This window comes from Gaiella occulta (assembly GCF_003351045.1).
Taxonomy (GTDB): Bacteria; Actinomycetota; Thermoleophilia; order Gaiellales; family Gaiellaceae; genus Gaiella; species Gaiella occulta.
The window spans coordinates 101,852-123,365 of record NZ_QQZY01000001.1 but is presented as its reverse complement, the minus strand read 5'-3'; the positions used below and the strand labels follow the sequence as shown (position 1 = coordinate 123,365).

At 72.3% G+C, this 21,514-nt stretch carries 19 protein-coding genes and 1 tRNA gene; 8 read left to right on the top strand and 12 right to left on the bottom strand.

The window, feature by feature from the left end:
- Positions 1 to 8: 8 nt before the first annotated feature.
- From Gocc_RS00575 to Gocc_RS00565, 3 genes are read right to left on the bottom strand one after another with little or no spacing between them, the layout of a single operon-like run.
- Positions 9 to 848: a PhzF family phenazine biosynthesis protein gene (locus tag Gocc_RS00575; RefSeq protein ID WP_245904860.1), complete on the bottom strand. Its 840-nt coding sequence runs from the start codon at positions 846 to 848 to the stop codon at positions 9 to 11.
- A 4-nt stretch (positions 849 to 852) separates the two neighbouring features.
- Positions 853 to 1,506 carry a cytochrome b/b6 domain-containing protein gene (locus Gocc_RS00570; RefSeq protein ID WP_114794594.1) on the bottom strand — a complete coding sequence of 218 codons (654 nt, stop codon included), beginning with the start codon at positions 1,504 to 1,506 and terminating at the stop codon, positions 853 to 855.
- A complete protein-coding gene (locus tag Gocc_RS00565; protein WP_114794593.1) occupies positions 1,490 to 2,158 on the bottom strand; it encodes a molybdopterin-dependent oxidoreductase in 669 nt (222 codons plus the stop codon). Before Gocc_RS00565 ends, Gocc_RS00570 begins: the two co-directional genes overlap by 17 nt.
- A 217-nt stretch (positions 2,159 to 2,375) precedes the next feature.
- Between Gocc_RS00565 and Gocc_RS00560 the strand changes: the two genes are divergently transcribed.
- The 3 genes from Gocc_RS00560 to Gocc_RS00550 all read left to right on the top strand — a co-directional run bounded on the left by Gocc_RS00560 (position 2,376) and on the right by Gocc_RS00550 (position 4,199).
- Positions 2,376 to 3,221, top strand: coding sequence for an ABC transporter ATP-binding protein (locus Gocc_RS00560; RefSeq protein WP_114794592.1), 846 nt, complete (start codon positions 2,376 to 2,378; stop codon positions 3,219 to 3,221).
- Positions 3,218 to 3,964, top strand: a complete 747-nt coding sequence (locus Gocc_RS00555; protein WP_114794591.1) for an ABC transporter permease — start codon at positions 3,218 to 3,220, stop codon at positions 3,962 to 3,964. The genes Gocc_RS00560 and Gocc_RS00555 overlap by 4 nt, the downstream gene beginning before the upstream one ends.
- A 163-nt stretch (positions 3,965 to 4,127) precedes the next feature.
- Positions 4,128 to 4,199 (top strand) — tRNA-Arg (locus tag Gocc_RS00550).
- 249 nt (positions 4,200 to 4,448) lie between these two features.
- Here Gocc_RS00550 and msrB read toward each other — a convergent pair.
- On the bottom strand, positions 4,449 to 4,850 hold the full coding sequence (gene msrB / locus Gocc_RS00545; RefSeq protein ID WP_114794590.1) for a peptide-methionine (R)-S-oxide reductase MsrB: 402 nt from the start codon (positions 4,848 to 4,850) through the stop codon (positions 4,449 to 4,451).
- A 224-nt stretch (positions 4,851 to 5,074) separates the two neighbouring features.
- On the opposite strand from msrB, the gene Gocc_RS00540 reads away from it, so the two are divergent.
- The 5 genes from Gocc_RS00540 (at position 5,075) to Gocc_RS00520 (ending at position 10,160) form a co-directional block, all read left to right on the top strand.
- On the top strand, positions 5,075 to 5,824 hold the full coding sequence (locus tag Gocc_RS00540) for an ABC transporter ATP-binding protein (RefSeq protein ID WP_114794589.1): 750 nt from the start codon (positions 5,075 to 5,077) through the stop codon (positions 5,822 to 5,824).
- Entirely contained in the window at positions 5,821 to 6,591 is a 771-nt protein-coding gene (locus Gocc_RS00535; RefSeq protein ID WP_114794588.1) for an ABC transporter permease, read from the top strand. The genes Gocc_RS00540 and Gocc_RS00535 overlap by 4 nt, the downstream gene beginning before the upstream one ends.
- A gap of 111 nt (positions 6,592 to 6,702) precedes the next feature.
- Complete coding sequence (locus Gocc_RS00530) at positions 6,703 to 6,900, top strand: hypothetical protein (RefSeq protein ID WP_114794587.1); 198 nt, start codon at positions 6,703 to 6,705, stop codon at positions 6,898 to 6,900.
- A 33-nt stretch (positions 6,901 to 6,933) separates the two neighbouring features.
- Positions 6,934 to 7,416: a phosphoribosyltransferase gene (locus tag Gocc_RS00525; RefSeq protein ID WP_114794586.1), complete on the top strand. Its 483-nt coding sequence runs from the start codon at positions 6,934 to 6,936 to the stop codon at positions 7,414 to 7,416.
- 50 nt (positions 7,417 to 7,466) lie between these two features.
- A complete protein-coding gene (locus tag Gocc_RS00520; protein ID WP_181813255.1) occupies positions 7,467 to 10,160 on the top strand; it encodes a diguanylate cyclase in 2,694 nt (897 codons plus the stop codon).
- A 5-nt stretch (positions 10,161 to 10,165) separates the two neighbouring features.
- Here the strand turns inward: Gocc_RS00520 and glgX are convergent, their stop codons facing one another.
- From glgX to Gocc_RS00485, 8 genes are read right to left on the bottom strand one after another with little or no spacing between them, the layout of a single operon-like run.
- The gene (glgX, locus tag Gocc_RS00515) at positions 10,166 to 12,274 is read right to left on the bottom strand and encodes a glycogen debranching protein GlgX (RefSeq protein ID WP_114794584.1); all 2,109 of its coding nucleotides are present in this window, start codon (positions 12,272 to 12,274) and stop codon (positions 10,166 to 10,168) included.
- Positions 12,275 to 12,321: 47 nt separating this feature from the next.
- Positions 12,322 to 13,077, bottom strand: coding sequence for an ABC transporter permease (locus Gocc_RS00510; protein WP_181813254.1), 756 nt, complete (start codon positions 13,075 to 13,077; stop codon positions 12,322 to 12,324).
- Positions 13,078 to 13,088: 11 nt separating this feature from the next.
- Positions 13,089 to 13,865 (bottom strand): ABC transporter permease, encoded by a 777-nt coding sequence (locus Gocc_RS00505; RefSeq protein ID WP_114794582.1) that lies wholly within the window; start codon positions 13,863 to 13,865, stop codon positions 13,089 to 13,091.
- Positions 13,862 to 14,848 carry an ATP-binding cassette domain-containing protein gene (locus Gocc_RS00500; protein WP_114794581.1) on the bottom strand — a complete coding sequence of 329 codons (987 nt, stop codon included), beginning with the start codon at positions 14,846 to 14,848 and terminating at the stop codon, positions 13,862 to 13,864. The genes Gocc_RS00505 and Gocc_RS00500 overlap by 4 nt, the downstream gene beginning before the upstream one ends.
- Positions 14,849 to 14,869: 21 nt before the next feature.
- Positions 14,870 to 16,735 carry a 1,4-alpha-glucan branching protein GlgB gene (gene glgB / locus Gocc_RS00495; RefSeq protein ID WP_220150369.1) on the bottom strand — a complete coding sequence of 622 codons (1,866 nt, stop codon included), beginning with the start codon at positions 16,733 to 16,735 and terminating at the stop codon, positions 14,870 to 14,872.
- The gene (locus tag Gocc_RS16475) at positions 16,732 to 17,991 is read right to left on the bottom strand and encodes a phosphotransferase (protein ID WP_220150368.1); all 1,260 of its coding nucleotides are present in this window, start codon (positions 17,989 to 17,991) and stop codon (positions 16,732 to 16,734) included. The genes glgB and Gocc_RS16475 overlap by 4 nt, the downstream gene beginning before the upstream one ends.
- Positions 17,988 to 19,679 carry a maltose alpha-D-glucosyltransferase gene (gene treS / locus Gocc_RS00490; protein WP_422717970.1) on the bottom strand — a complete coding sequence of 564 codons (1,692 nt, stop codon included), beginning with the start codon at positions 19,677 to 19,679 and terminating at the stop codon, positions 17,988 to 17,990. Before treS ends, Gocc_RS16475 begins: the two co-directional genes overlap by 4 nt.
- 5 nt (positions 19,680 to 19,684) lie before the next feature.
- Positions 19,685 to 21,487 carry an alpha-1,4-glucan--maltose-1-phosphate maltosyltransferase gene (locus tag Gocc_RS00485; protein WP_114794578.1) on the bottom strand — a complete coding sequence of 601 codons (1,803 nt, stop codon included), beginning with the start codon at positions 21,485 to 21,487 and terminating at the stop codon, positions 19,685 to 19,687.
- Positions 21,488 to 21,514 lie beyond the last annotated feature (27 nt).

Sequence of the window (21,514 nt, the reverse complement as noted above, 5' to 3'; positions counted from 1 at the left end):
AGAGGCTCTCACGGGAGGCGGAACTCGCCGCGGGCGACCGTGACGGCCTGACCTCCGACCTCGACCCGGTCGATGAGGCCGCCGCCGCCGTCGGCGCGCGCGTACAGCAGCGACGGCCGCTCGATCGCAGCTCCCTGCGAGATGACGATCTCCTCGCCCCAGGGCACGAGACCGTGCCGGGCGAGGTGGCACGCGAGCGGGCCCGCGGCCGAGCCCGTCGCCGCGTCCTCGCCGAGCTCCCAGAACATCCGCGTCGTCCAGGCGAGCCCCGCGCCGGAGAAGCAGTTGACGCCGGTGAGCCCGAGCGCGCCGATCGCGGCCGTGTCCGGCACGAGCGCCGCGACGGCGGCCTCGGACGGGAGCGCGACGAAGACGTGCGAGGCGCCGTTGTCGTAGCGCTCGACCGGCAGCTCGGAGCCCGGCACGCCGAGCGCCGCGAACAGCGCTTCCGTCTCGTGGTACGGCTGCACCCGCGGGATCGGCTGCTCCATGCGGCCGAACGCGATGCGGCCGCTTTCGCCGCGCTCGAGACGAACGGGGACGATGCCGGCGCCCGTCTCGAGCTCGAGCAGCGGTAGCTGCAACGGGGTGCCGAGCACGAACGCCGCGCCGAGCGTCGGGTGCCCGGCGAACGGCAGCTCCGTGGCCGGGGTGAAGATGCGGATGCGCGCCGCGCCGCCCCGCTCTGCGGGCAGCACGAACACGGTCTCGCTGAACCCGATCTCGCGGGCGAGCGCCTGCATCGTCTCGTCGTCGAGCCCGCGCGCGTCGGTGAAGACGGCGAGCTGGTTGCCGGTCAGCGGCGTATCGGTGAAGACGTCCGCGACGACGTAGCGGTGGGTGCGCACGCCCTCAGCGTAGACGCGGCTCGTTCGGGTCGAGCGGCTCGTCGACGGCCGCGCGCGCCCACTTGGGGTGGTGGCGTTCCGCCCACCCCGCATCGACCGCGCCGGTCGTCATCCCGCGCAGCGCGTGCCGGGTCGAGGGGTGGATGAGCGCGAGGTAGAGGTGGCCGACGAGCAGGCCGACGGAGAGGAAGGTGAGCGCGTCGTGCACGGTGCCGGTGCCGGCGAGGAGGAAGCGGTGGTCGCGCTCGCCGAGCCAGAGGAAGAAGCCCGACAGCGCGAACAGGAGCGCGAAGGCGACCGTGAGGATGGCGTTGACCTTCTGGCCCGCGTTGAGCCGCCCCTGCGGCACGCGGCGCCCACGCAGCCAGCGCCGGTCGTCGCGGTCGATCGTCTCGATCTCGCGCCACGTCTCGCGCAGCGCCCGGCGGTTGCCGAGCAGGACGACGAGGAGGACCGCCAGCAACCAGGCGACGGCAACCCAGATGTGGACGTTCTTGACGAGGTTGCGGCGGCTGACGAGCGTCGACAGGGCCGGCAGGTAGAGGATCAGCCCGGTCGCCAGCATCGCGAGGAACGAGCCCGCGTGCACCCAGTGCAGCGTGCGCTCGGTGCGCGTGAAGCGCGTGAGACGCCCGGCGGGCCTAGGCCGAGAGGCCATTCGACCTGCCGATCCAGGCGTCCGTGTCGTAGCCGTGCTGCTCCCAGAAGCCCGGCCGCGGCGAGGTCAGCAGCTCGATCCGGCTCACCCACTTGACGCTCTTGTAGCCGTACATCCTCGGCATCACGAGCCGCAGCGGCGCCCCGTGCGGCCGCGACAACGCGCCGCCGTCCATCTCGTAGGCGAGCATCACGTCGGGGAGCGTCGCCTGCGCGAGCGTGAGCGAGTCCTCGTAGGGCTCCTCCGCGGACACGAACCGGATCGCGCCGGCGGAACCGGTCGCGCCGGCGCGGTCGAGCAGGTCGGAGACGCGGACGCCGGCCCAGCGCACGTCCCGCACCGACCAGCCGGTGACGCAGTGGAAGTCGGACACCTGCTCGGCGCGCGGCAGCGAGCGCAGGTCGGCGAGGGAGAAGCTCGCCGGCGCGCGCACGAGGCCGTCGACCCGCAGCCGGTACGCCGCCGGGTCGATATCGGGCATCGCGTTGCCGATCGTGTAGATGCGCCAGCCCGAGGCCGGCACGATCGAGGACAGCGACCGCGGCACGGCACGCGAGAGCACGCCCGTGACGTCGCGGGCGACGAAGAGGCCGGCGACGCCGGCGGCCACGACCCCGAGGAAGCCGGCGCGCCCGATGGTGCGGTCGTCCATCGCCTACGGCTGGTGCGTCGCGCGAGCGCTGCTGTGGGGCATCGTCATGCCTTCAGTGTGACAGCGTGTTCCTTACGGGCGCCTTACGGGCGGACGGGGCGCGTGCAGCGCCTATCCTGCTGCGAGTGCGCGCCTTCTCCCGCCACCCCGTGCAGCCGTCGCGCAGGCGAGGAGACGGCCGACCGGCCGCGGCGCTGCCCGCTCTCGAGGGGAAGGCGTGAGCGCCCTCGCGGTGCGCGATCTGCGCAAGAGCTATGGCGCGGTCGAGGCGGTGCGCGGGGTCACGTTCGCGGTGCAGCGAGGCGAGGTGTTCGGGCTGCTCGGGCCCAACGGCGCCGGCAAGACGACGACGGTCGAGATCCTCGAGGGGTACCGCAGGCGAGACGGCGGCGACGTGGAGGTGCTCGGGGTCGACCCGGAGCGCGGCGGAGCGGCGCTGCGCGAGCGTATCGGCGTCGTGCTGCAGGCGTCGGAGCTTCCGGCCGGGCTGACGGTGCGCGAGGTGCACGTCATGTTCGCCGGCTACTACGCCGCGCCGCGAGACGTCGACGAGGTGATCGAGCTGGTCGGCCTCGAGGAGAAGGCGCACGCGCGGGTGAAGACGCTGTCGGGGGGCCAGAAGCGCAGGCTCGACCTCGGCGTGGCGCTCGTCGGCGACCCCGAGCTCGTGTTCCTCGACGAGCCGACGACGGGGTTCGACCCGTCCGCGCGGCGCACCGCGTGGGACCTCGTGCGCTCGCTGCGCAACCTCGGCAAGACGATCGTGCTCACGACGCACTACCTCGACGAGGCGCAGCAGCTCGCAGACCGGGTCGCCGTCATCCGCGCCGGCAGGATCGTGCGCATCGGCACGCCGGCCGAGCTGATCGGCGTCGCGCCCAAGGTGCAGATCCGCTACCGCGAAGGCGAGCGCGAGATCGTCATCGAGACGGACGCGCCGACGAAGGCGCTCGCAGAGCTGACGGGCGCCGCGGCCGCGGCCGGCCGCGAGCTCGACTCGCTGGAGGTCGTGCGCCCGTCGCTCGAGGACGTCTACCTCGACCTCGTCGACGGCGGCGCATGAGGCTCTTCCTGCACGAGCTGCGCATGCAGCAGAAGCTGTTCTGGCGCAACCGGGAGTCGGCGGTGTTCGTGTTCGTGTTCCCGCCGATGCTGTTCCTGCTGCTCGGCGCCGTCTACAGCGGCACGATCGAGGGGTATCCGGCCGCGGACGCCCTTCTCGTCGGTTTGATCGGGTACGGCTGCGCGAACACCGCGTTCGCCGGTCTCGCGATCACGCTCGTGATCCGGCGCGAGAGCGGGGTGCTGAAGCGGCTGCGCGCGACCCCGCTGCCCCCTGCGACCTACCTCGCGGCGACGCTCGCGTCGACGCTCGCCGTGTTCCTGCTGCAGACCGCCGTCACCCTGCTGCTGGGCTTCACGCTCTACGGCGCCCACCAGCCCAGGAGCTGGGCCGGGCTCGTCGGCGCCGTGCTGCTCGGCGTGGCGGCCTTCGCCGGCATGGGGTTCGGCGCAACGGCGCTGATCCGCTCCTCGGAGGGCGCCTCGGCGGTCGTCAACCTCGTGGTGCTGCCGATGGCGTTCCTGTCCGGATCCTTCGGAGGGACGGGCGGCTATCCGCAGTTGCTGCGCGTCGTCGCGGACGTGCTGCCGCTCACCTACCTGATCCAGCTGCTCCGCGACGTCTACCTGCGCGGAGAGGCGCTGTGGGCCGATCCCCGGCAGATCGCGATCGTGTCCGCATGGGGGCTCGTCGGGCTCGCGATCGCCTGGCGACGCTTCGGCTGGGAGCCGCGCGAGCGCTGAGCGCCTCGGCCTCCACCGTCCGCCGACCGAGCGCGCGGACGGGCACGCGCGCCGCGCGCATCCGGCAACGCGCTCTCGTGTCAGCAGGGCCGATCTCGATACAGTGCGCGTGCCAGGCCGGGCGCCGGCGCGGGGAGAATCCGTGCAGGTGCGCCTTTCCGTCGCCCCCGTAGCTCAGTGGATAGAGCAGCGGTTTCCTAAACCGCGTGCGCTGGTTCGATTCCGGCCGGGGGCATGTTGATCCGCCTGAACGGGAGTGTTGTGGCTATCGCCGTTGCCCTGTCAGGCTGTTCTGTTTCCTCCGGGTGCGACGACAGCCCAGTCGCATCGTCCATGCCGGTGAGCTCGTGAAGACGAAGCGGACCGATGCCAGTGCCGTCATCGCGCTCGTCGAGCCTGGCATGCCCCGTCCAGCGTGGCCGGCGAGATTGCTCCGTCTATCGCCCTCCGCCGTGCCCGGCGGCCGAGGCTCGTCGCCCCTCGCCTAGCTCTCCTCGTCGGGATCGAGCTCGAGCGCCAGCGAGTTCATGCAGTAGCGCTGCCCGGTCGGCGCGGGCCCGTCGTCGAAGAGGTGGCCGAGGTGGGAGTCGCAGCGGGCGCAGCGCACCTCGGTCCGGCGCATGAAGAAGCTCCTGTCCTCCTCGAGCTCGACGGCATCCTCCGCGACCGGCTCGAAGAAGCTCGGCCAGCCGGAGCCGGACTCGAACTTCGCCTCCGAGCGGAAGAGCTCGGCCCCGCAGGCGGCGCAGCGGAAGGTGCCCGGCTCGTGGGCGTCGAGCAGCTCGCCCGACCACGCCGGCTCGGTTCCGCCCTCGCGCAGGACCCTGTAGCGCTCCGGCGTGAGCAGCGCCCGCCACTCCTGTTCGCTGCGGCGCACCTTGTCCATCAGATCACCCGCACACGGTACGCGATGCGGACGGACGGCGGGCCGGACTTCGTCATCACGAGCCGGAGGCGGGAGCGCATGCCTGCCGCCGCCGCGGGCAGCGGCAACGTCGCCGAGGCCGCGCCCGAAAACGCCGGCGGCGCAGTGGGCCCACCGGCGCCCGCCTCGGGCGACGCCGGGGCAGGCCGTCGGCCGGGACGGCGAAGCTGGCAAGGTTGGACGGTATGGACGACACGACCAGTGCGGGCGCGGCGGCGCTGAGCGTGCGCAGCCTGACGAAGGTGTACGACGACGGGACGCGCGCGCTCGACGCGCTCGACCTGACGGTGCCGGCGGGAACCTTCTTCGGCCTCCTCGGGCCGAACGGCGCGGGGAAGACGACGCTCATCGGCGCCGTCGCCGGCCTCGTGCGCGCGCCCGCGGGGAGCATCCACGTGTTCGGACACGACGCGGCGGCCGGCGCAACGGAGGCGCGCAAGCTCGTGGGCCTCGCCCCGCAGGACGTGCACCTCGACCGCTTCCTGACGGCGCGCGAGGTGCTGACCTACCACGGCCGCTACTTCGGGATGACGAGGGCGCAGGCGGGAGCGCGCGCAGACGAGATGCTCGACGTGTTCGACCTCGGGGACAAGGCGGCGACGAAGCCGCATCGTCTCTCGGGCGGTATGCGGCGGCGGCTCCTGCTCGCCCGCTCGCTCGTCCATCGCCCCCGGCTCGCCGTCCTCGACGAGCCGACAGCGGGCGTCGACCTGGAGCTGCGCCACGAGCTGTGGCACTACCTGCGCCGGTTGCACGCCGAGGAGCGCGTCACCGTCCTCCTGACCACGCACTACCTCGACGAGGCGGAGGAGCTCTGTGAGCGCGTCGCGTTCATCAAGGGCGGGCGCATCGCGGCCGAGGGGTCGCCGGCCGAGCTCGCGCACCGCTTCGGCGCGGACGACCTCGAAGGCGCGTACGTGGCGGCGCTGCGATGACCGCCGGCGGGGCGCGAGGCACGGCGGCGCTGGCCGAGCGCGAGCTCCGGCGCGTGCTGTCGCTGTGGACGCAGACCGTCGCCCCGCCCGTCCTCACCGCGTTCGTCTTCCTCGCGGTCTTCGGGGGCGCGCTCGGGTCGCGCATCCGCAACGTCGAGGGCGTGCCGTACCGTGACTTCGTCCTGCCCGGTCTTCTCGTGATGACGGTCGCCTCGCAGGCGTTCGCCAACAACTCGACGAGCCTCTTCCAGGCCCGCAACGAGGGCTACGTCGAGGACGTGCTGTCGAGCCCGCTGCGACCCTGGCAGCTCGTCGTCGCGTACGCGTCGGGCGGCCTCCTGCGCGGCTGGCTGGCCGCCGCGATCGTGGCTGCAGTGGCCACGCCTTTCAGCGAGCGGGGTGTCGCCGACGCCGCCGTCGTCGTGGTCGCGCTGCTCCTCACGGGCCTCGTCTTCGCCGGCGCCGGCGTCATCACCGGCCTCTGGGCCGACACCTTCGACCGACACGCGTTCGTCGCCAACCTCGTCATCACGCCGCTCGCCCTCGTCGGCGGCGTCTTCTACTCCGCGCGCAGCCTCTCCGAGCCGTGGGCTACGCTCACGCGCTTCGACCCGCTCTACTACCTCGTCGACGCCGCGCGAGCCGGCTTCACCGGCTTCCACGAGAGCGCCGTCTGGCTGTCGCTCCTCGTCACGGCCGCCGTCGCCGCCGCCACCTTCGCCACGGCCGTCGCGCTCGTCGCCCGCGGCTGGCGTCTCAAGCCGTAGTCGAAATCGCCGGCGGCGACGCCGGCCGGGTCGGGCGCGAGGAGGAGAGAAGCGCAGCGCCGGCCGTGGCCGCAGCGGGAGCGGCCGTCCGCCGCGGGTGATACTGCGGGGGTGCGCCTTCCCGCCGCGATCGCGCTCGCCGCCGCCCTCTTCATGGGGCTCCCGTTGCTGATCCTGCTCGCCGCCTGGGCCGGGCCGCTGGGGTGGGTGGCGGCGGCGGTGCTGCTGCCGTTCGCCACCCTCGCCGTGATCCTGTGGCTCGGCTGGTTCAGGCGGCGCGAGGACGACGGGCCCGCCCAGGGCCGCTAGCCCGTCCCGTCGCTCGTGTACGGTCGCGTCGAGATGATCGAGCGGGAGACGATGAGCTGGGACGATCTCGGCACGGGGACACGCGCTCTCGCCGAGGCGGTGCACGCCGACGCCTGGATCCCCGACCTCGTGCTCGGCATCTCCCGCGGCGGGCTGCTCGTCGCCGGCGGCATCGCCTACGCGCTCGGGGTCAAGAACACGGCGACGATGAGCGTCGAGTTCTACACGGGCATCGACGAGCGACTCGAGATGCCGATGCTGCTGCCGCCGGTGCCCGACCTCGTCGACCTCGACGAGGCGCGCGTGCTCATCGCCGACGACGTCGCCGACACCGGCGCCACGCTCGCGCTCGTACGCGACTTCTGCGCCGGCCGCGTCGCGGAGGCGCGGGTCGCCGTCCTGTACGAGAAGCCCCGCTCCGAGGTCGCGTGCGAGTACGTGTGGCGGCGCAGCGACCGCTGGATCACGTTCCCCTGGAGCGCGCTGCCGCCCGTCGGCGGCGGCGACAGCGCGTAGACCGCGGCTCAAGCACGAGCCTCTCGCAGCCGATGGGTCACGGAGGAACCGTGAGCCCCCCTGCCAACACCCCTGCGGCCACAGCGGTGCCGAGGCCCGGCGACGACGACGGGACGCGCGCGGCGTCGCCGGCGCTCGTCGAGTCGTACCGCCTCCTGGCGGACGTCTTCCACGAGGTGCTGTCCGAGCAGAGCCTCGACGCGCTGCTCGAGCGGATCGCCGACACCGTCGGCGAGCTCATCCCCCATGACGACCTCGCGTTCTACGAGGCGGACGAGGCGGCACGCGAGCTGCGTGCCGTCTTCGCGCGCGGGCAGTACGCGGACGAGGTGCTCGCGGACGATCCGTTCCCGTTCGGCAGGGGCATCACCGGCTGGGCCGTCGAGCACGGCAGGCCGGTGCTCGCCAACCGCGCCGACCTCGACCCGCGGGTGCGCTTCGTCGAGGGCACGCCGCCCGATCCGGAGTCTCTCATCGCCGTGCCGCTGGTCGCACGAGGCCGCGTCCAGGGTGCGCTCAACATCTACCGCGCCGGCCTGAAGGAGTTCAGCGACGACGAGTTCCGCCTCGCCGTGCGCTTCGGCGACGCGGCGGCGCTCGCGCTCGACAACGCGCGCGTGCGAGCAAGCCTCGAGCTGCAGGCACAGACCGACCCGCTCACGGGTCTCTGGAACCACCGCGCGTTCCATGAGCGCCTGCGCGAGGAGCTCCTCCGTGCGTCGACCGAGCACTCCTCGGCCGCGCTCGTGATGCTCGACCTCGACGACTTCAAGCGCGTCAACGACGTCTACGGCCACGCGCTCGGCGACCGCGTGCTCGCCGAGCTCGCCGACACGCTGCGGGCGACGGTGCGCCAGCGCGACGCCGTCTGCCGCGTCGGCGGCGACGAGTTCGCCGTCATCGTCCCGTCCGCCGGCCTCGCCGTCGCGCACGCGCTTGCCGAGCGCGCAGCGGAGCACGTGGCGCTGGCGGCGTTCGAGCCCGCCGGGCCTCTGACGCTGTCGATCGGGATCGCGCTCGGCCCGGAGCATGCCGCCAACCCGCGCGAGCTCGTCGCCTGCGCCGAGATCGCGATGATGACCGCGAAGGCGCGGGGCAAGAGCCGCATCGTCGTCTTCCACGAGGACGAGAGCGAACGGCCCGAGGCGCCCACGGCGAAACGCGAGAGCATCCGCTCGATCGCGCACCTGAAGATGCTGCACGGCGTGTCGAGCAAGCTCTCGCGCCTCGTCGGCGTCGCCGAGATCGGCTCCACCGTCGCCGACGAGCTACGGCAGCTGATCGACTACCACAACTGCCGCGTCTTCGTCCGCGAGGGCGAGGCCCTGATCCCGGTCGCGTTCCGCGGCGAGCTGTCAGAAGCGCCCGGCTCCACGATGGAGGTGCTCACCACCCGCGTCGGCGTCGGCGTCACCGGCCATGTCGCGGAGACCGGCGAGCCGTTCCTCACCGGCGACGCCGCCGGCTGCGGCATCGGCCACCGGATCCCCGGCACCGCGCAGATCGAGGAGTCGCTGCTCGCCGTGCCGCTTCGCTACGGGCCCGACGTGATCGGGGTGATCGTGATCTCGAAGCTCGGGCTCGACCAGTTCGACGACGACGACGTGCGCCTGCTCGAGGTGCTGGCGGGTCATGCGTCCGTCGCTCTCGTGAACGCGAAGCTCTACGAGGCACAGCGCCGCGAGGCCGAGAGCGCGAAAGCCCTGCTCGAGCTCTCGCGCGATCTCTCCTCGTCGGCCGAGCTGAAGCAGGTGCTCGAGCTCCTCGCCCGCGGCGCCGCGCAGATCCTCGACGTGCCGCAGGCGTCGGTGTGGCTTCCGGACACGGCAACGGGAGAGCTCGTGTGCCGCGGCGTCTGGAACGTCGGCGGCGACGCCGGCCATGCCGCCGCGGGCGACCGGCTGCCGCCGCAGGTGTCCGCCGCGTTCGGCTCGAACGCGGAGCCGTTCGTCGTCACCCGCGCCGACTACGAGCACCTCGTCGGCGACAGGCTGCGCAACAGCGTCGCCGAGGCGTATGCGGTCGCCCCGCTCGTCCTCGACCAGGGTTGGGGCGCGCTCGCGCTCGCGCTGCGCGACGAGCCCGCGCTGTTCGGCGAGCGCCGGCTCGAGCTGCTCGCCGGCGTCGCCGGCCAGGCGAGGCTCGCCGTCGCCAACGCCCTCAGCTTCGAGAGCCTCGAGCGAACGTTCCTCGAGACCGTGGAGGCGCTGACGAACGCCCTGGAGGCGAAGGACGAGTACACCTCCTCGCACACCCGCTGGATCAGGGACATGGCGCTCAAGGTCGGGCAGGAGCTCGGCCTCGGGCAGCAGACGCTCAAGCGGGTCGAGCTCGCGGCGCTCTTCCACGACATCGGCAAGATCGGGATCCCGGCGGCAATCCTGCTCAAGCCCGGGCCTCTGACCGACGAGGAGCGCGGGGTGATCGAGACCCATCCCGAGCTCGGCGAGCGGATCCTCGCGCCGATCGAGCAGCTCGAGGACGTGCGTCCGATCGTGCGCGCCTGCCACGAGCGCTACGACGGCAAGGGCTATCCGGACCGTCTCGGGGGCGAGCAGATCCCGCTCGAGGCCCGCATCATCTTCGCCTGCGACGCCTTCCACGCCATGACGGCGGACCGGCCCTACCGCGAAGCGCTGACGGTGGAGGAGGCGCGCCGCCGGCTCAGCGACGCGGCCGGCACGCAGTTCGACCCCGAGATCGTCGACGTCTGCCTGCGCGTGCTCGAGGCGCCCGCGCCGTAGAGCCTTCAGCCGACGCGGCGCAGCAGCAGCAGCGACCGGCCCGCGACCGTGACCTCTCCGCGCAGCCGCGCCTGCCACGCGCCCGCCTCGAGCTCGGGGTCGGCGGTCGAGAGCTCGAGCGCCCAGCGCCGGCCGAGGCGCGCCGGCGGCAGGCGGAAGGAGAGCGCATCCTGCCATGCGTTGAAGAGCACGAGGAAGGAGTCGTCCTCGACGCGCGCCCCTTCGCGCGTCTGCGACGGGATCTCTGCCCCGTTGAGGAAGACGCCGAGCGCGAACGCGTCCCCCCGCTCCCAGTCGCTCCGCGTCATCGCGCGCCCGTCGGGGCGGAACCACCAGACGTCGGGCGCGCCCGACCCCATCAGCTCGACGCCGCTCAGGAAGTCGGGCCGGCGGAACACCGGGTGCGCTCGGCGGAGAGCGACGAGCCGCTTCGCGAAGGCGTGCAACCGCCGCGCCCGCTCGTCGAGCTCCCAGTCGAGCCACGAGATCTCGTTGTCCTGGCAGTAGGCGTTGTTGTTGCCGCGCTGCGTGCGCGCGATCTCGTCGCCGCCGCACAGCATGGGCACGCCCTGCGAGAGGAACAGCGTGGCGAGGAAGTTGCGCAGCTGGCGCTCGCGCAGCGCGTTCACGGCGGGGTCGTCGGTCTCGCCCTCCACCCCGCAGTTCCAGGAGCGGTTGTCGCTGCTGCCGTCGCGGTTGTCCTCGAGGTTGGCCTCGTTGTGCTTCTCGTCGTAGGTGACGAGGTCGCGCAGCGTGAAGCCGTCGTGGCAGGTGACGTAGTTGATCGACGCGAACGGCCTGCGCCCGTCGTGCTGGTAGAGGTCGCTCGAACCGGTGAATCGCCGTGCGAAGGCGCCGACGGCGGTGTGGCTGCGCCAGAAGTCGCGCATCGTGTCGCGGTACATGCCGTTCCACTCCGTCCACAGCACCGGGAAGTTGCCCACCTGGTAGCCGCCCTCGCCGACGTCCCAGGGCTCGGCGATCAGCTTCACCTGCGAGAGGATCGGATCCTGGTGGATGATGTCGAAGAAGGCCGAGAGCCGATCGACGTCGTGGAGCTCGCGCGCGAGCGCGGCGGCGAGGTCGAAGCGGAACCCGTCGACGTGGCACTCGATCACGAAGTACCGCAGCGAGTCCATGATCAGCCGCAGCACCGAGGGGTGCAGCGGGTTGAGCGAGTTGCCCGTTCCGGTGAAGTCCTTGTAGAAGCGGGGGTCGTCGGGCATCGTGCGGTAGTAGGAGAGGTTGTCGACGCCCTTGAACGACAGCGTCGGGCCGAGGTGGTTGCCCTCCGCCGTGTGGTTGTAGACGACGTCGAGGATCACCTCGAGGCCGGCGTGGTGGAGAGCCTTCACCATCCCCTTGAACTCGCGCACCTGCTCGCCGCGCGTGCCCGTCGCCGCGTAGCCTGCGTGCGGGGCGAGAAACCCGATCGTCGAGTACCCCCAGTAGTTCGTCAGGCCTCTCGCCTGGAGGAAGTGCTCGTCCGCGATATGGTGAACCGGCAGCAGCTCGACGGCGGTGACGCCGAGATCGACGAGATGCTCGATCGCAGACTCCGAGGCGAGCCCCGCGTAGGTGCCGCGCAGGTCGTCGCGCACACCCGGCATGCGCTGCGTGAAACCCTTCACGTGGAGCTCGTAGATGACCGTCTCGTCCCACGGCCGGCGCAGCAGCGTGTCGCCCTCCCAGTCGAACGACTCGTCGATGACGATCGACTTGGGAATCGCATCGCGGTCGTCGCCTCCGTCCGGCACGAGGCCGTCGGCGTCCGCGTAGGCGAGCGTGCGCCCGCGATCCCACAGCACAGGCCCCTCGATCGCCTTGGCGTACGGGTCGATGAGGAGCTTCGCGGGGTTGAAGCGATGTCCGCGCTGCGGCGCCCACGGGCCGTGCACGCGGTAGCCGTAGCGTTGGCCGGGGCCGACGCCCGGCAGGTAGCAGTGCCAGTTGTGGGCGGTCTGGCGCACGATCTCGATGCGCGTCTCGGCATCCGCCTCGTCGAACAGGCACAGCTCGACACGCTCCGCGTTCTCGGAGAAGAGGGAGAAGTTCGTGCCGCTCCCGTCCCACGTGGGACCGAGCGGGAACGGCTCACCGGGCCAGCGCTGCACGGCCCGACCCTAGCGGGGCGCCTGCGGGAGCGAGCGGGGCACGCGCCCTACGCGCCCGCCGCCTCGGCGGCGCGGAGGCCGCGGAGCGCCCACAGCCCGAACACGGCGGCGAGGCCGAGCGCGAGCGCGAACGCGAGCCCGGCGTGGATCGGCTCGCCGGAGATGAAGCCGCGGCCGGCCTCGAGCACGTAGGTGACGGGGTTCGCGCGCGCGACCGTGTGCATCGCGCCCGACAGCAGCTCGAGCGGCACGTACACGGGCGCGAGGAACAGGGTCAGGAACACGGGCATCTGCATCAGCGGCCCCGCCTGGATCGTGCGCAGGCGCATGGCGATCCCCGCCGACCAGCAGAAGCCGGCGACGTTGACGAGCAGGGCGAGCGTGTACAGGCCGACGAGATCGCTCTCGCCGCCGCCCACGTCCATGCCGACGGCGAGCGCGATCGCGGTCAGCAACGTGGCGGTGATCCCCCATCGCAGCAGTGCGGCGAGACCGTAGCCGAGCACGATGCCCGAGCGGTTCGCGGACGCGAGCAGGAGCCTCCGCGCGAACCCTCCCTCGAAGTCGCGGGCGACGCCGAAGCCGGTGAACACGCCGCCGAAGGCCGCCGACTGCAGCAGCACGAACACGAACTGGAACGACGTGTAGTCGCCGGCGTAGTCGAACCCCGGCACGTTGCGCACCTGCGACAGCCCGCCGGCGAAGGCGGTGAAGAAGAAGAGCGGGAACAGGAGCGACGGGAACAGGAGCGACGGCGTCGTGACGACGTTCTTCAGCGTCCGCCATGCCACCCCCGACGCCACGGGCCACATCCTCACGTGCGCTCCATCCGCCGTGCGAGCGCCCACGAGGCTGCTGCGAGGGAGGCGACGGCGAGCGCGAGCGCGAGCGCGAACCCGAGCGCGAGGGCGCGCCCGTCCCATCCGCTCACGATCAGGCTGCGCACGCACTCGATCAGGTACGAGACCGGGTTGGCGGTGGCGACGGCGCGGAACCAGTCGACCGCGATGAGGTCGCGCGGCGTGTTCATCGAGGACAGGAAGAGGAACACGAACAGCACCGGGAACAGACCCTGGATCGCCTCGCCCGAGCCGGTGCGGAGCGCGAGGAACGAGCCCAGCGCACCGAAGCCGATCGAGACGAGGACGGCGAACGCGAGCAGGACGAGGATGCCGGGAAGCCCTGACGCGAACCGTACGCCGGCGACGAGCCCGACGGCGACGTAGAAGAGCGCCTGCACGAGGCCGAGCACGACGATGCCCGCGAGCTGCCCCGCGAGCAGAGCGGAGCCGCGCAGCGGCGTCAGCGAGAGGCGGCTGAGGAAGCCCGTCTGGATGTCGCGCGCGAGGTCCGTGCCCGCGTTCATGGTCGAGAACAGCGCCCCCTGGATGAAGGGGACGGCGAGCGCGAACGCGAGGAACGAGTCGGTCGGGAACCCCGGCAGCCGCGTCGACGCCTTCAGGCCGCCCGCGTTCACGAGCAGCAGCGCGACGGGGAAGACCAGGGGCGGGATCGCGCTCGCGGGCTGGCGCGCGGTGCGGCGGATCGAACGCCCGGCGATGGCGCCGACCTGGACGGCGAGGGTGCTCACCTGCGACGGCCCTGCGCCGGCGGCTCGCCGGCCTGTTCCGCCGCGCCCTCCAGCGTGCGGCCGGTCTTTGCGAGGAAGACGTCGTCGAGCGTGGGCGCCTTGAGCTCGATGTCGGCGACGGCGATCTCGTCGGCGTCCATCGCGCGCACGATGTCGGCGAGCCCGAGGCCCGCGCGAAGCCGCACGGCGAGGTCGCGACCCTGGCCGAGCGGCTCCCCGAACCGCGCCAGGAAGGAGGAGATGCGCGGCCGGTCGTCCTCGCGACACGGGATCACGTGGACGCTCGGCCGGCCGATCTCCGCCTTCAACGCGGCCGGCGTCCCCTCGGCGACGATCGTGCCGTGGTCGATGATCCCGACCCGGTCGGCGAGCACGTCCGCCTCCTCGAGGTACTGCGTCGTCAGGAACACGGTGACGCCGTCCTCGCGTGCGAGCCGTGCCACCTCGTCCCACAGGGCGGTGCGGCTCTGCGGGTCGAGCCCGGTGGTGGGCTCATCGAGGAACAGGATACGCGGGCGGTGCACGAGGGCGAGCGCGAGGTCGAGCCTGCGCTTCATGCCGCCCGAGTAGCCGCCCACCTTGCGGTCGGCCGCCTCGGTCAACCCCACCCGGTCGAGCAGCTCCTGCTGCCGCGCCTTGCGCTCCCTCCGCGGGATGCCGTGCAGCATCGTCTGCAGGCGGAGGTGGTCGCGGCCCGTGAGCAGCCCGTCGAGCGCCGCCTCCTGCAGGGCCGCGCCGATGACGGAACGCACCTGCGGTCCCTGCGTGACGACGTCGTAGCCGCCGACGCGCGCCCGGCCCGCCGTGGGCGGCAGCAGCGTCGTCAGCACCAGCACGGTGGTCGACTTGCCGGCGCCGTTGGGGCCGAGGAACCCGTAGATCTCACCCGGCGAGACGTGCAGGTCGATGCCGTCGACGGCGCGCGGGCCCCTCCTGAACTCGCGCACGAGCTGCTCGACGACGATGCTGTTGTCGCTCGTCACGTTCGACAGCCTACGTACCGCTCAGCCCGCGTCGGGCACGAGCCACACCGTCGCGAGCGGCGGCAGCGTCAGCGGCGCCGAGAACGGCTGCCCGTGCATGGGCACCGCCTCCGCCTCGACGCCGAGGCCGTTGCCGACATCCGAGCCGGCATAGAAGCGCGAGTCGCTGTTGAGCGCCTCGCGCCAGCTCCCGCCGCGGGGCAGCGGCAGCCGCCACCCCTCGCGCACGCACGGCGAGAAGTTCGTCGCGCACACGAGCACGCGGTCGCCGGCGGCGGAGAAGCGGGCGAACGCGATCACGTTCTCGTCGCGCGCGTCGCCGACGAGCCAGGCGAAGCCCTCGGGACGGAAGTCGACCTCCCACAGCGCCGGCTCGGCGCGGTAGAGGGCATTGAGGTCGCTCAGCAGCGTGCGCACGCCGGCGTGGTCGGGGTCGTCGAGCAGCGGCCAGTCGAGCGACCGCGCCTCCGACCACTCGTCCCACTGCGCGAGCTCGCCGCCCATGAACAGGAGCTGCTTGCCGGGGTGCGCCCACATCGTCGCGTAGAGGGCGCGCAGGTTCGCAAGCTGCTGCCAGCGGTCGCCCGGCATCTTGGCGAGCAGCGAGCGCTTGCCGTGCACCACCTCGTCGTGCGAGAGCGGCAGCACGAAGTTCTCGTCCCAGGCGTACACGAGCGGAAAGGTGAGCTCGTCGTGGTGGAAGCGCCGGTGCACGGGCTCGTGCCCGAGATAGGAGAGCACATCGTGCATCCATCCCATGTTCCACTTGAAGGTGAAGCCGAGCCCACCCGTCGACGTCGGCCGCGACACGCCGGGCCAGGCGGTCGACTCCTCAGCGATGACGGCGATGCCGGGCTCGCGATCGTGCAGCACCTCGTTCAGCTCGCGCAGGAACGCGACGGCCTCGAGGTTCTCGCGCCCTCCGCGCTCGTTCGGCACCCACTCGCCGGCCTTGCGCGAGTAGTCGAGGTAGAGCATCGACGCGACCGCGTCGACGCGCAGCCCGTCGGCGTGGAAGTCGCGCACCCAGTAGAGCGCGTTGGCGAGCAGGAAGTTGCGCACCTCGTGGCGCGAGAGGTTGAAGATCAGCGTCCCCCAGTCCGGGTGCGCCCCGCGGCGCGCGTCCTCGTGCTCGTAGAGCGCGGTTCCGTCGAAGCGCGCGAGCGCCCACTCGTCGCGCGGGAAGTGCGCGGGAACCCAGTCGAGGATGACGCCGATGCCGCGGCGGTGCAGCTCGTCGACGAGGAAGCGGAAGTCGTCGGGGGTGCCGAACGTCGACTGCGGCGCGTAGTAGCCGCTCACCTGGTAGCCCCACGAGGGTGCGTACGGATGCTGCATCACCGGCATCAGCTCGACGTGCGTGAACCCGAGCTCCTCGACGTAGGGCCCGAGATCCGCCGCGAGCTGCCGCCACGAGAGCCCGCGCCGCCACGAGCCGGCGTGCACCTCGTAGATCGAGAGCGGCCGGGCGAGCGGGTCGGCGGCGCGGCGCTCGGCGAGCCACGCCTCGTCGCCCCAGACGTAGCGGGAGCGGAAGACGACCGACGCGTTCGCGGGCGGCTCCTCGGCGTACGCCGCGTAGGGGTCCGCCTTGAGGCGGGTGATGCCGTCCGCGCCCGCCACGGCGAGCTTGTAGCGGTGACCCTCGGCGGCGTTCGCGGCGACGCCCTCCCAGATCCCGGACGACGCCGCCGGCGCCAGCGGATCGGCGCCGGCGCTCCAGGAGTTCCAGTCGCCGACGACCGAGACGGATCGCGCGTTCGGCGCCCACACGGCGAAGCGGACGCCGCCGCCGTCGAGCGCGTGCGCGCCGAGGCGCTCGTACAGCCGCTCGTGGCGCCCTTCGCCGGCGAGGTGGAGGTCGAGGTCGCCGAGCCCGGCGCTCACAGCCGCTCCAGCATCCGCTCGAGGGCCGCGACGGGGATGCCGACCCAACCGGGGCGGTTGCCGAGCTCGTAGCGCAGCTCGTAGAGCAGCTTCTGCAGCTCGAGCAGGCCGAGCAGCCGCTCGCATCCCGCCTCGCTGCCCGGCAGGAGCCGCCGGTCGACCGTCGCGTGCCAGCCGTCGAGGAACGCCGCCCGGCAGGCCGCCTCCCAGCCGGCAGGCGCCTCGACGCCGTGCAACAGCCGCGCCCCGTCGGCCGCGTAGTCGAACGATCGCAGCATCCCGGCGACGTCGCGCAACGCGAACGTGCGGCGCCGGCGCTCCGCGAGCGGGCGGCCGGGCTCCCCTTCGAAGTCGATCACGACCCAGTCGCCGCTGTCGCTCCACAGCACCTGGCCGAGGTGGAAGTCGCCGTGCACGCGCGCGACCATCCCCGGCGGCCCGACGCGAGCGAGCTCCTGCACGAGGTCGCGCAGCTCCTCCATGCGACGCCCCAGGGGGATGTCCTCGAGCGCGGGCATCTCGGCGACGAGCCGGCCCACGTCCTCGTCGACGGTCGCGGCGAGCAGCGAGACCGACTCGACGCTCGCCTCCTCGGGCGCGAGGTGCGGGTCGGTCGACGCGGCGAGGACGGAGTGCATCGTGCCGGTCACCTCGCCGAGCCGGCGCGCCCTCGCCGGCAGCCAGCCCGGATCGCCTGCCGCGAGCGAGTCCAGGGCCAGCTCCCAGCCCCCGCCTGCGGCGGGGACGAACTCGGTGACGACGGCGAGGGCCGCCTCGAGCGGATCGGCGGCGTGCTCGAGCGCCCCCACCAGGCGGGGGGCGTTGGCGAAGCCGGACGAGCCGAGCGCGCGCAGCAGCTCGAGCTCCGGATTGGGGCCGGCCTCGAGCCGCCGGTAGAGCTTCAGCACGTGGCGCTCGTCCAGCACGAGCGAGGAGTTCGACTGCTCCACCCCCATCGGCCGCACCGTGTCGCAGGCTGCGTCGACCCCGGCGAGCGAGGCCAGCCAGCGCACGTGCGCCGGGTCGCCGAGCGCGTCGCGTGGCACGCCGTCCTCGACCGAGGCGGCGACGAGATACGTCTCGTGCCGGCCGTCGGGGAACCGCACCTCCACGAACGCGAGCTCGACGCCGTCGCCCGCGTGCGCGACGGCGGCCACGTGCGCGCTCTCGGCCTCTCGACCCTTCGACGCGAACCATCGCTCCCCGGTGACGAGCTCGAGCAGCAGCTCGGAGGAGACCGACGCGATGCCGCTCACTCGGCTTCTGCCTCGCTGAGGAGGAACCAGAAGAACCCGCGCGGCGCGAGCGTGAGCAGGTAGGGCATCTCGCCGATGCGCGGGAACGGGCTGCGCCCGAGCATCTCGACCGGCACGCGGCCGCGCCAGCGCGAGAGGTCGAGCTCGACCGCCTGCGCCGAGCGGGCGAGGTTGTGGACGCAGAGCACGACGTCCTGCTCGTGTTCGCGCACGTGCGCGAACACGCGCGGGTTGTCCGGCTGCAGGGCCTCGTAGTCGCCGAGCCCGAACACGGGGTGCTCCTTGCGCAGCTCGATGAAGCGGCGCATCCAGCGCAGCAGCGACGTGGGCGAGCGAAGCTGCGCCTCGACGTTGACCGCCTGGTACCCGAACAGCGGATCCATCAGCGGCGGCAGGTAGAGCTGCGCGAAGTCGGCCCGCGAGAAACCGCCGTTGCGATCCGCCGTCCACTGCATCGGCGTGCGCACGCCGTCGCGGTCGCCGAGGTACACGTTGTCGCCCATGCCGATCTCGTCGCCGTAGTAGAGGAGGGGCGAGCCGGGCAGCGAGAAGAGGATCGCGTGCAGGAGCTCGATCTCGTCCCTGCCGCCGTCGAGCAGCGGCGCGAGCCGGCGGCGGATGCCGACGTTGAGCTTCATGCGCGGATCCTTCGCGTACTCGGCGACCATGTAGTCGCGCTCCTCCCCGGTCACCATCTCGAGCGTGAGCTCGTCGTGGTTGCGCAGGAACAGCCCCCACTGCGCGGTGCGCGGGATCGGGGGCGTGCGCTCGAGGATCTCGACGATCGGCTTCGCCTCCTCGCGCCGCAGGGCCATGAACATGCGCGGCATGACGGGGAAGTGGAACGCCATATGGCATTCGTCTCCGTCGCCGAAGTACGCGACGACATCTTCCGGCCACTGGTTTGCCTCGGCGAGCAGCACGCGATCGGGGTAGCGGGCGTCCACCAGGGCACGCACGCGCTTGAGGAACGCGTGCGTCGCGGGCAGGTTCTCGCAGATCGTCCCCTCTTCCTCGAAGAGGTAGGGGACGGCGTCGAGTCGCAGCCCGTCGAGCCCGAGGTCGAGCCAGAAGCGCACCACGTCGAGCATCGCCTCCTGCACCTCGGCGCACTCGTAGTTGAGGTCCGGCTGGTGGTGGAAGAAGCGGTGCCAGTAGTACGCGCCGGCCTGCTCGTCCCACGTCCAGTTCGAGCGCTCGGAGTCGACGAAGATGATGCGCGCGTCCTCGTACCGGTGCACCGTGTCCGACCACACGTACCAGTCGCGCTTCGGCGAGTCCGGGGACGACCGCGACTCCTGGAACCACGGATGCTCGTCCGAGGTGTGGTTCATGACGAGGTCGGCGATCACCCGGATGCCGCGCCGGTGGGCACCCTCGACGAACTGCTGCAGATCGTCGATCGTCCCGTAGTCGGGGTGCACGGCGTAGAAGTCGGCGATGTCGTAGCCGCCGTCGCGCAGCGGCGACGCGTAGAAGGGCAGAAGCCACACGCAGTCGACGCCGAGCCACTGCAGGTAGTCGAGCTTCTGCGTGAGCCCGCGGAAGTCGCCCGAGCCGTCGTCGTTGGAGTCGTAGAACGCGCGCGTGTGGATCTCGTAGAAGACCGCCGTCTTGAACCACAGCGGCTCCCGTTCGAACCAGTGCTCTCCCGCGGCGCTCGACGACGGGGACGCATCGGGCGGCATGCCGGTCATGATGCACCCTCGACGGCCAGCACGTGCGCGCCGCCCGGCGCGAGCTTCACGTAGTTGCGGCCCGTGCGCCAGCGGTACGCGCTGCCGTCGAGCAGGTCGACGGCCGCGAAGGCTCCTGGCAACCCGAGCGACGGCGGCACGACGCACAACCCTTCCCGGGGTGCGTGGGGATCCAGGTTGACGACGACGAGCACCGCGTCGTCGTCGTCGCGCTTGCAGTACGCGATCAGCTCGTCGTTGTGCGTCTCGAGCCAGGTCAGCCGCTCGAGCCGCTGCAGCGCCGGATGGGCGCGGCGCGCCTCGTTCAGGCGCCGGATCAACGGCAGCAGCGGCCCGACCAGGCTGCGGCGCTTCAGCTCGTACTTCTCGGAGTCGCGGTACTCCTCGCTGCCGGGCCGCACGGGCACGTTCTCGCAGGACTCGTAGCCCGAGTAGATGCCGTAGCTCGGCGAGAGGGTCGCCGCGAGCACCAGCCGCGCCTCGAACGCGGGGCGGCCGCCCCGCTGCAGGTAGGCGTGCAGGATGTCGGGCGTGTTCGGCCACATGTTGGGCCGGTAGAAGGCCGACCACGACAGCACCTGCTCGACGAGCTCGACGATCTCGGCCTTGCTGTTCTTCCAGGTGAAGTAGGTGTACGACTGACCGAAGCCCACCTTGGCGAGCGTCGTCATCGGCGCGGGCCGCGTGAACGCCTCCGCGAGGAAGATCGTCTCCGGGTAGGCGGCGCGCACCTCGGCGATCAGCCACTCCCAGAACGGCACCGGCTTGGTGTGCGGGTTGTCGACGCGGAAGATGCGGATGCCGCGGCCACACCAGCCGAGCACCACGTCTCGCAGCGCCTGCCACAACCCCTCGCGGTCGCTCGTGTCCCAGTTCAGGTTGTGGATGTCCTGGTAGCGCTTGGGCGGGTTCTCCGCGTAGGCGATCGAGCCGTCGGGGCGGCGACGGAACCACTCGGGATGCTCGGCGAGCCACGGGTGGTCGGGGGAGCACTGGATGGCGAAATCGAGCGCGATCTCGACGCCCGCCTCGCGCGCCGCCGCGACCATCGCGCCGAAGTCGGCGTCGCTGCCGAGGTCGGGGTGCAACGCGTCGTGGCCCCCGGCTGCGGAGCCGATCGCCCACGGACTGCCGACGTCGCCGGGCCGCGCCGTCTCGGCGTTGTTGCGGCCCTTGCGCTGCGTGACGCCGATCGGGTGGACGGGAGGCAGGTAGACGACGTCGAACCCGAGGGCGGCAAGCTGCGGCAGGACGGCCGCGACGCCGCGGAACCCGCCCCACGAGCGCGGGAAGAGCTCGTACCAGGCACCGAAGCGCGCCCGCACCCGCTCGACGTCGACGGCGAGCGCGACGCTCCTCGCGCTGTCGTGGCGCGCGCGGTCGGAGAGCGCGGGGGCCGCGGCGCGCCAGTCGTCGAGCGCGCCGGCACCGAACAGCGCCTCGCCCTCGGCCAGCTCGCCGGCGAGGTCGGCCTGGCCGGCGGCGAGCTTGCGATCGAGCTCGTCGAGCAAGGTCGCGTACGGGTCCGTCCAGGCGAGCACGCGCAGCTCCCAGCGGCCGAGCGCGTCGGGCACGAACGACCCCTGCCAGCGGTCGTTGCCGACCGCGACGAGCTGCGACTCGCGCCAGCGGCGGGCGCCCGCGGGGCGGTAGCGCACCACCGCCCGCAGCACGACGTGGCCGTCGCGGAAGATCGTGGCCGCGACCGGGACGGCGTCGCCGAGGCACGCCTTTGCCGCGTAGCGGCCACAATCCACCTGCGGCGAGACGTCCTGGATCTGGATTCGCGGCGCTGCCATGCCCCGACAAGGTAAACAGTCCGGGCC

Excerpts from the sequence above, each read along its gene's own strand:
- Gocc_RS00485 (WP_114794578.1), bottom strand. The coding sequence starts at position 21,487 with ATGGCAGCGCCGCGAATCCAGATCCAGGACGTCTCGCCGCAGGTGGAT.
- treS (WP_422717970.1), bottom strand. The coding sequence starts at position 19,679 with ATGCCGCCCGATGCGTCCCCGTCGTCGAGCGCCGCGGGAGAGCACTGG.
- Gocc_RS00525 (WP_114794586.1), top strand. The coding sequence starts at position 6,934 with ATGATCGAGCGGGAGACGATGAGCTGGGACGATCTCGGCACGGGGACA.
- Gocc_RS00555 (WP_114794591.1), top strand. The coding sequence starts at position 3,218 with ATGAGGCTCTTCCTGCACGAGCTGCGCATGCAGCAGAAGCTGTTCTGG.
- Gocc_RS00570 (WP_114794594.1), bottom strand. The coding sequence starts at position 1,506 with ATGGCCTCTCGGCCTAGGCCCGCCGGGCGTCTCACGCGCTTCACGCGC.
- Gocc_RS00565 (WP_114794593.1), bottom strand. The coding sequence starts at position 2,158 with ATGGACGACCGCACCATCGGGCGCGCCGGCTTCCTCGGGGTCGTGGCC.
- msrB (WP_114794590.1), bottom strand. The coding sequence starts at position 4,850 with ATGGACAAGGTGCGCCGCAGCGAACAGGAGTGGCGGGCGCTGCTCACG.
- Gocc_RS00540 (WP_114794589.1), top strand. The coding sequence starts at position 5,075 with ATGGACGACACGACCAGTGCGGGCGCGGCGGCGCTGAGCGTGCGCAGC.
- Gocc_RS00535 (WP_114794588.1), top strand. The coding sequence starts at position 5,821 with ATGACCGCCGGCGGGGCGCGAGGCACGGCGGCGCTGGCCGAGCGCGAG.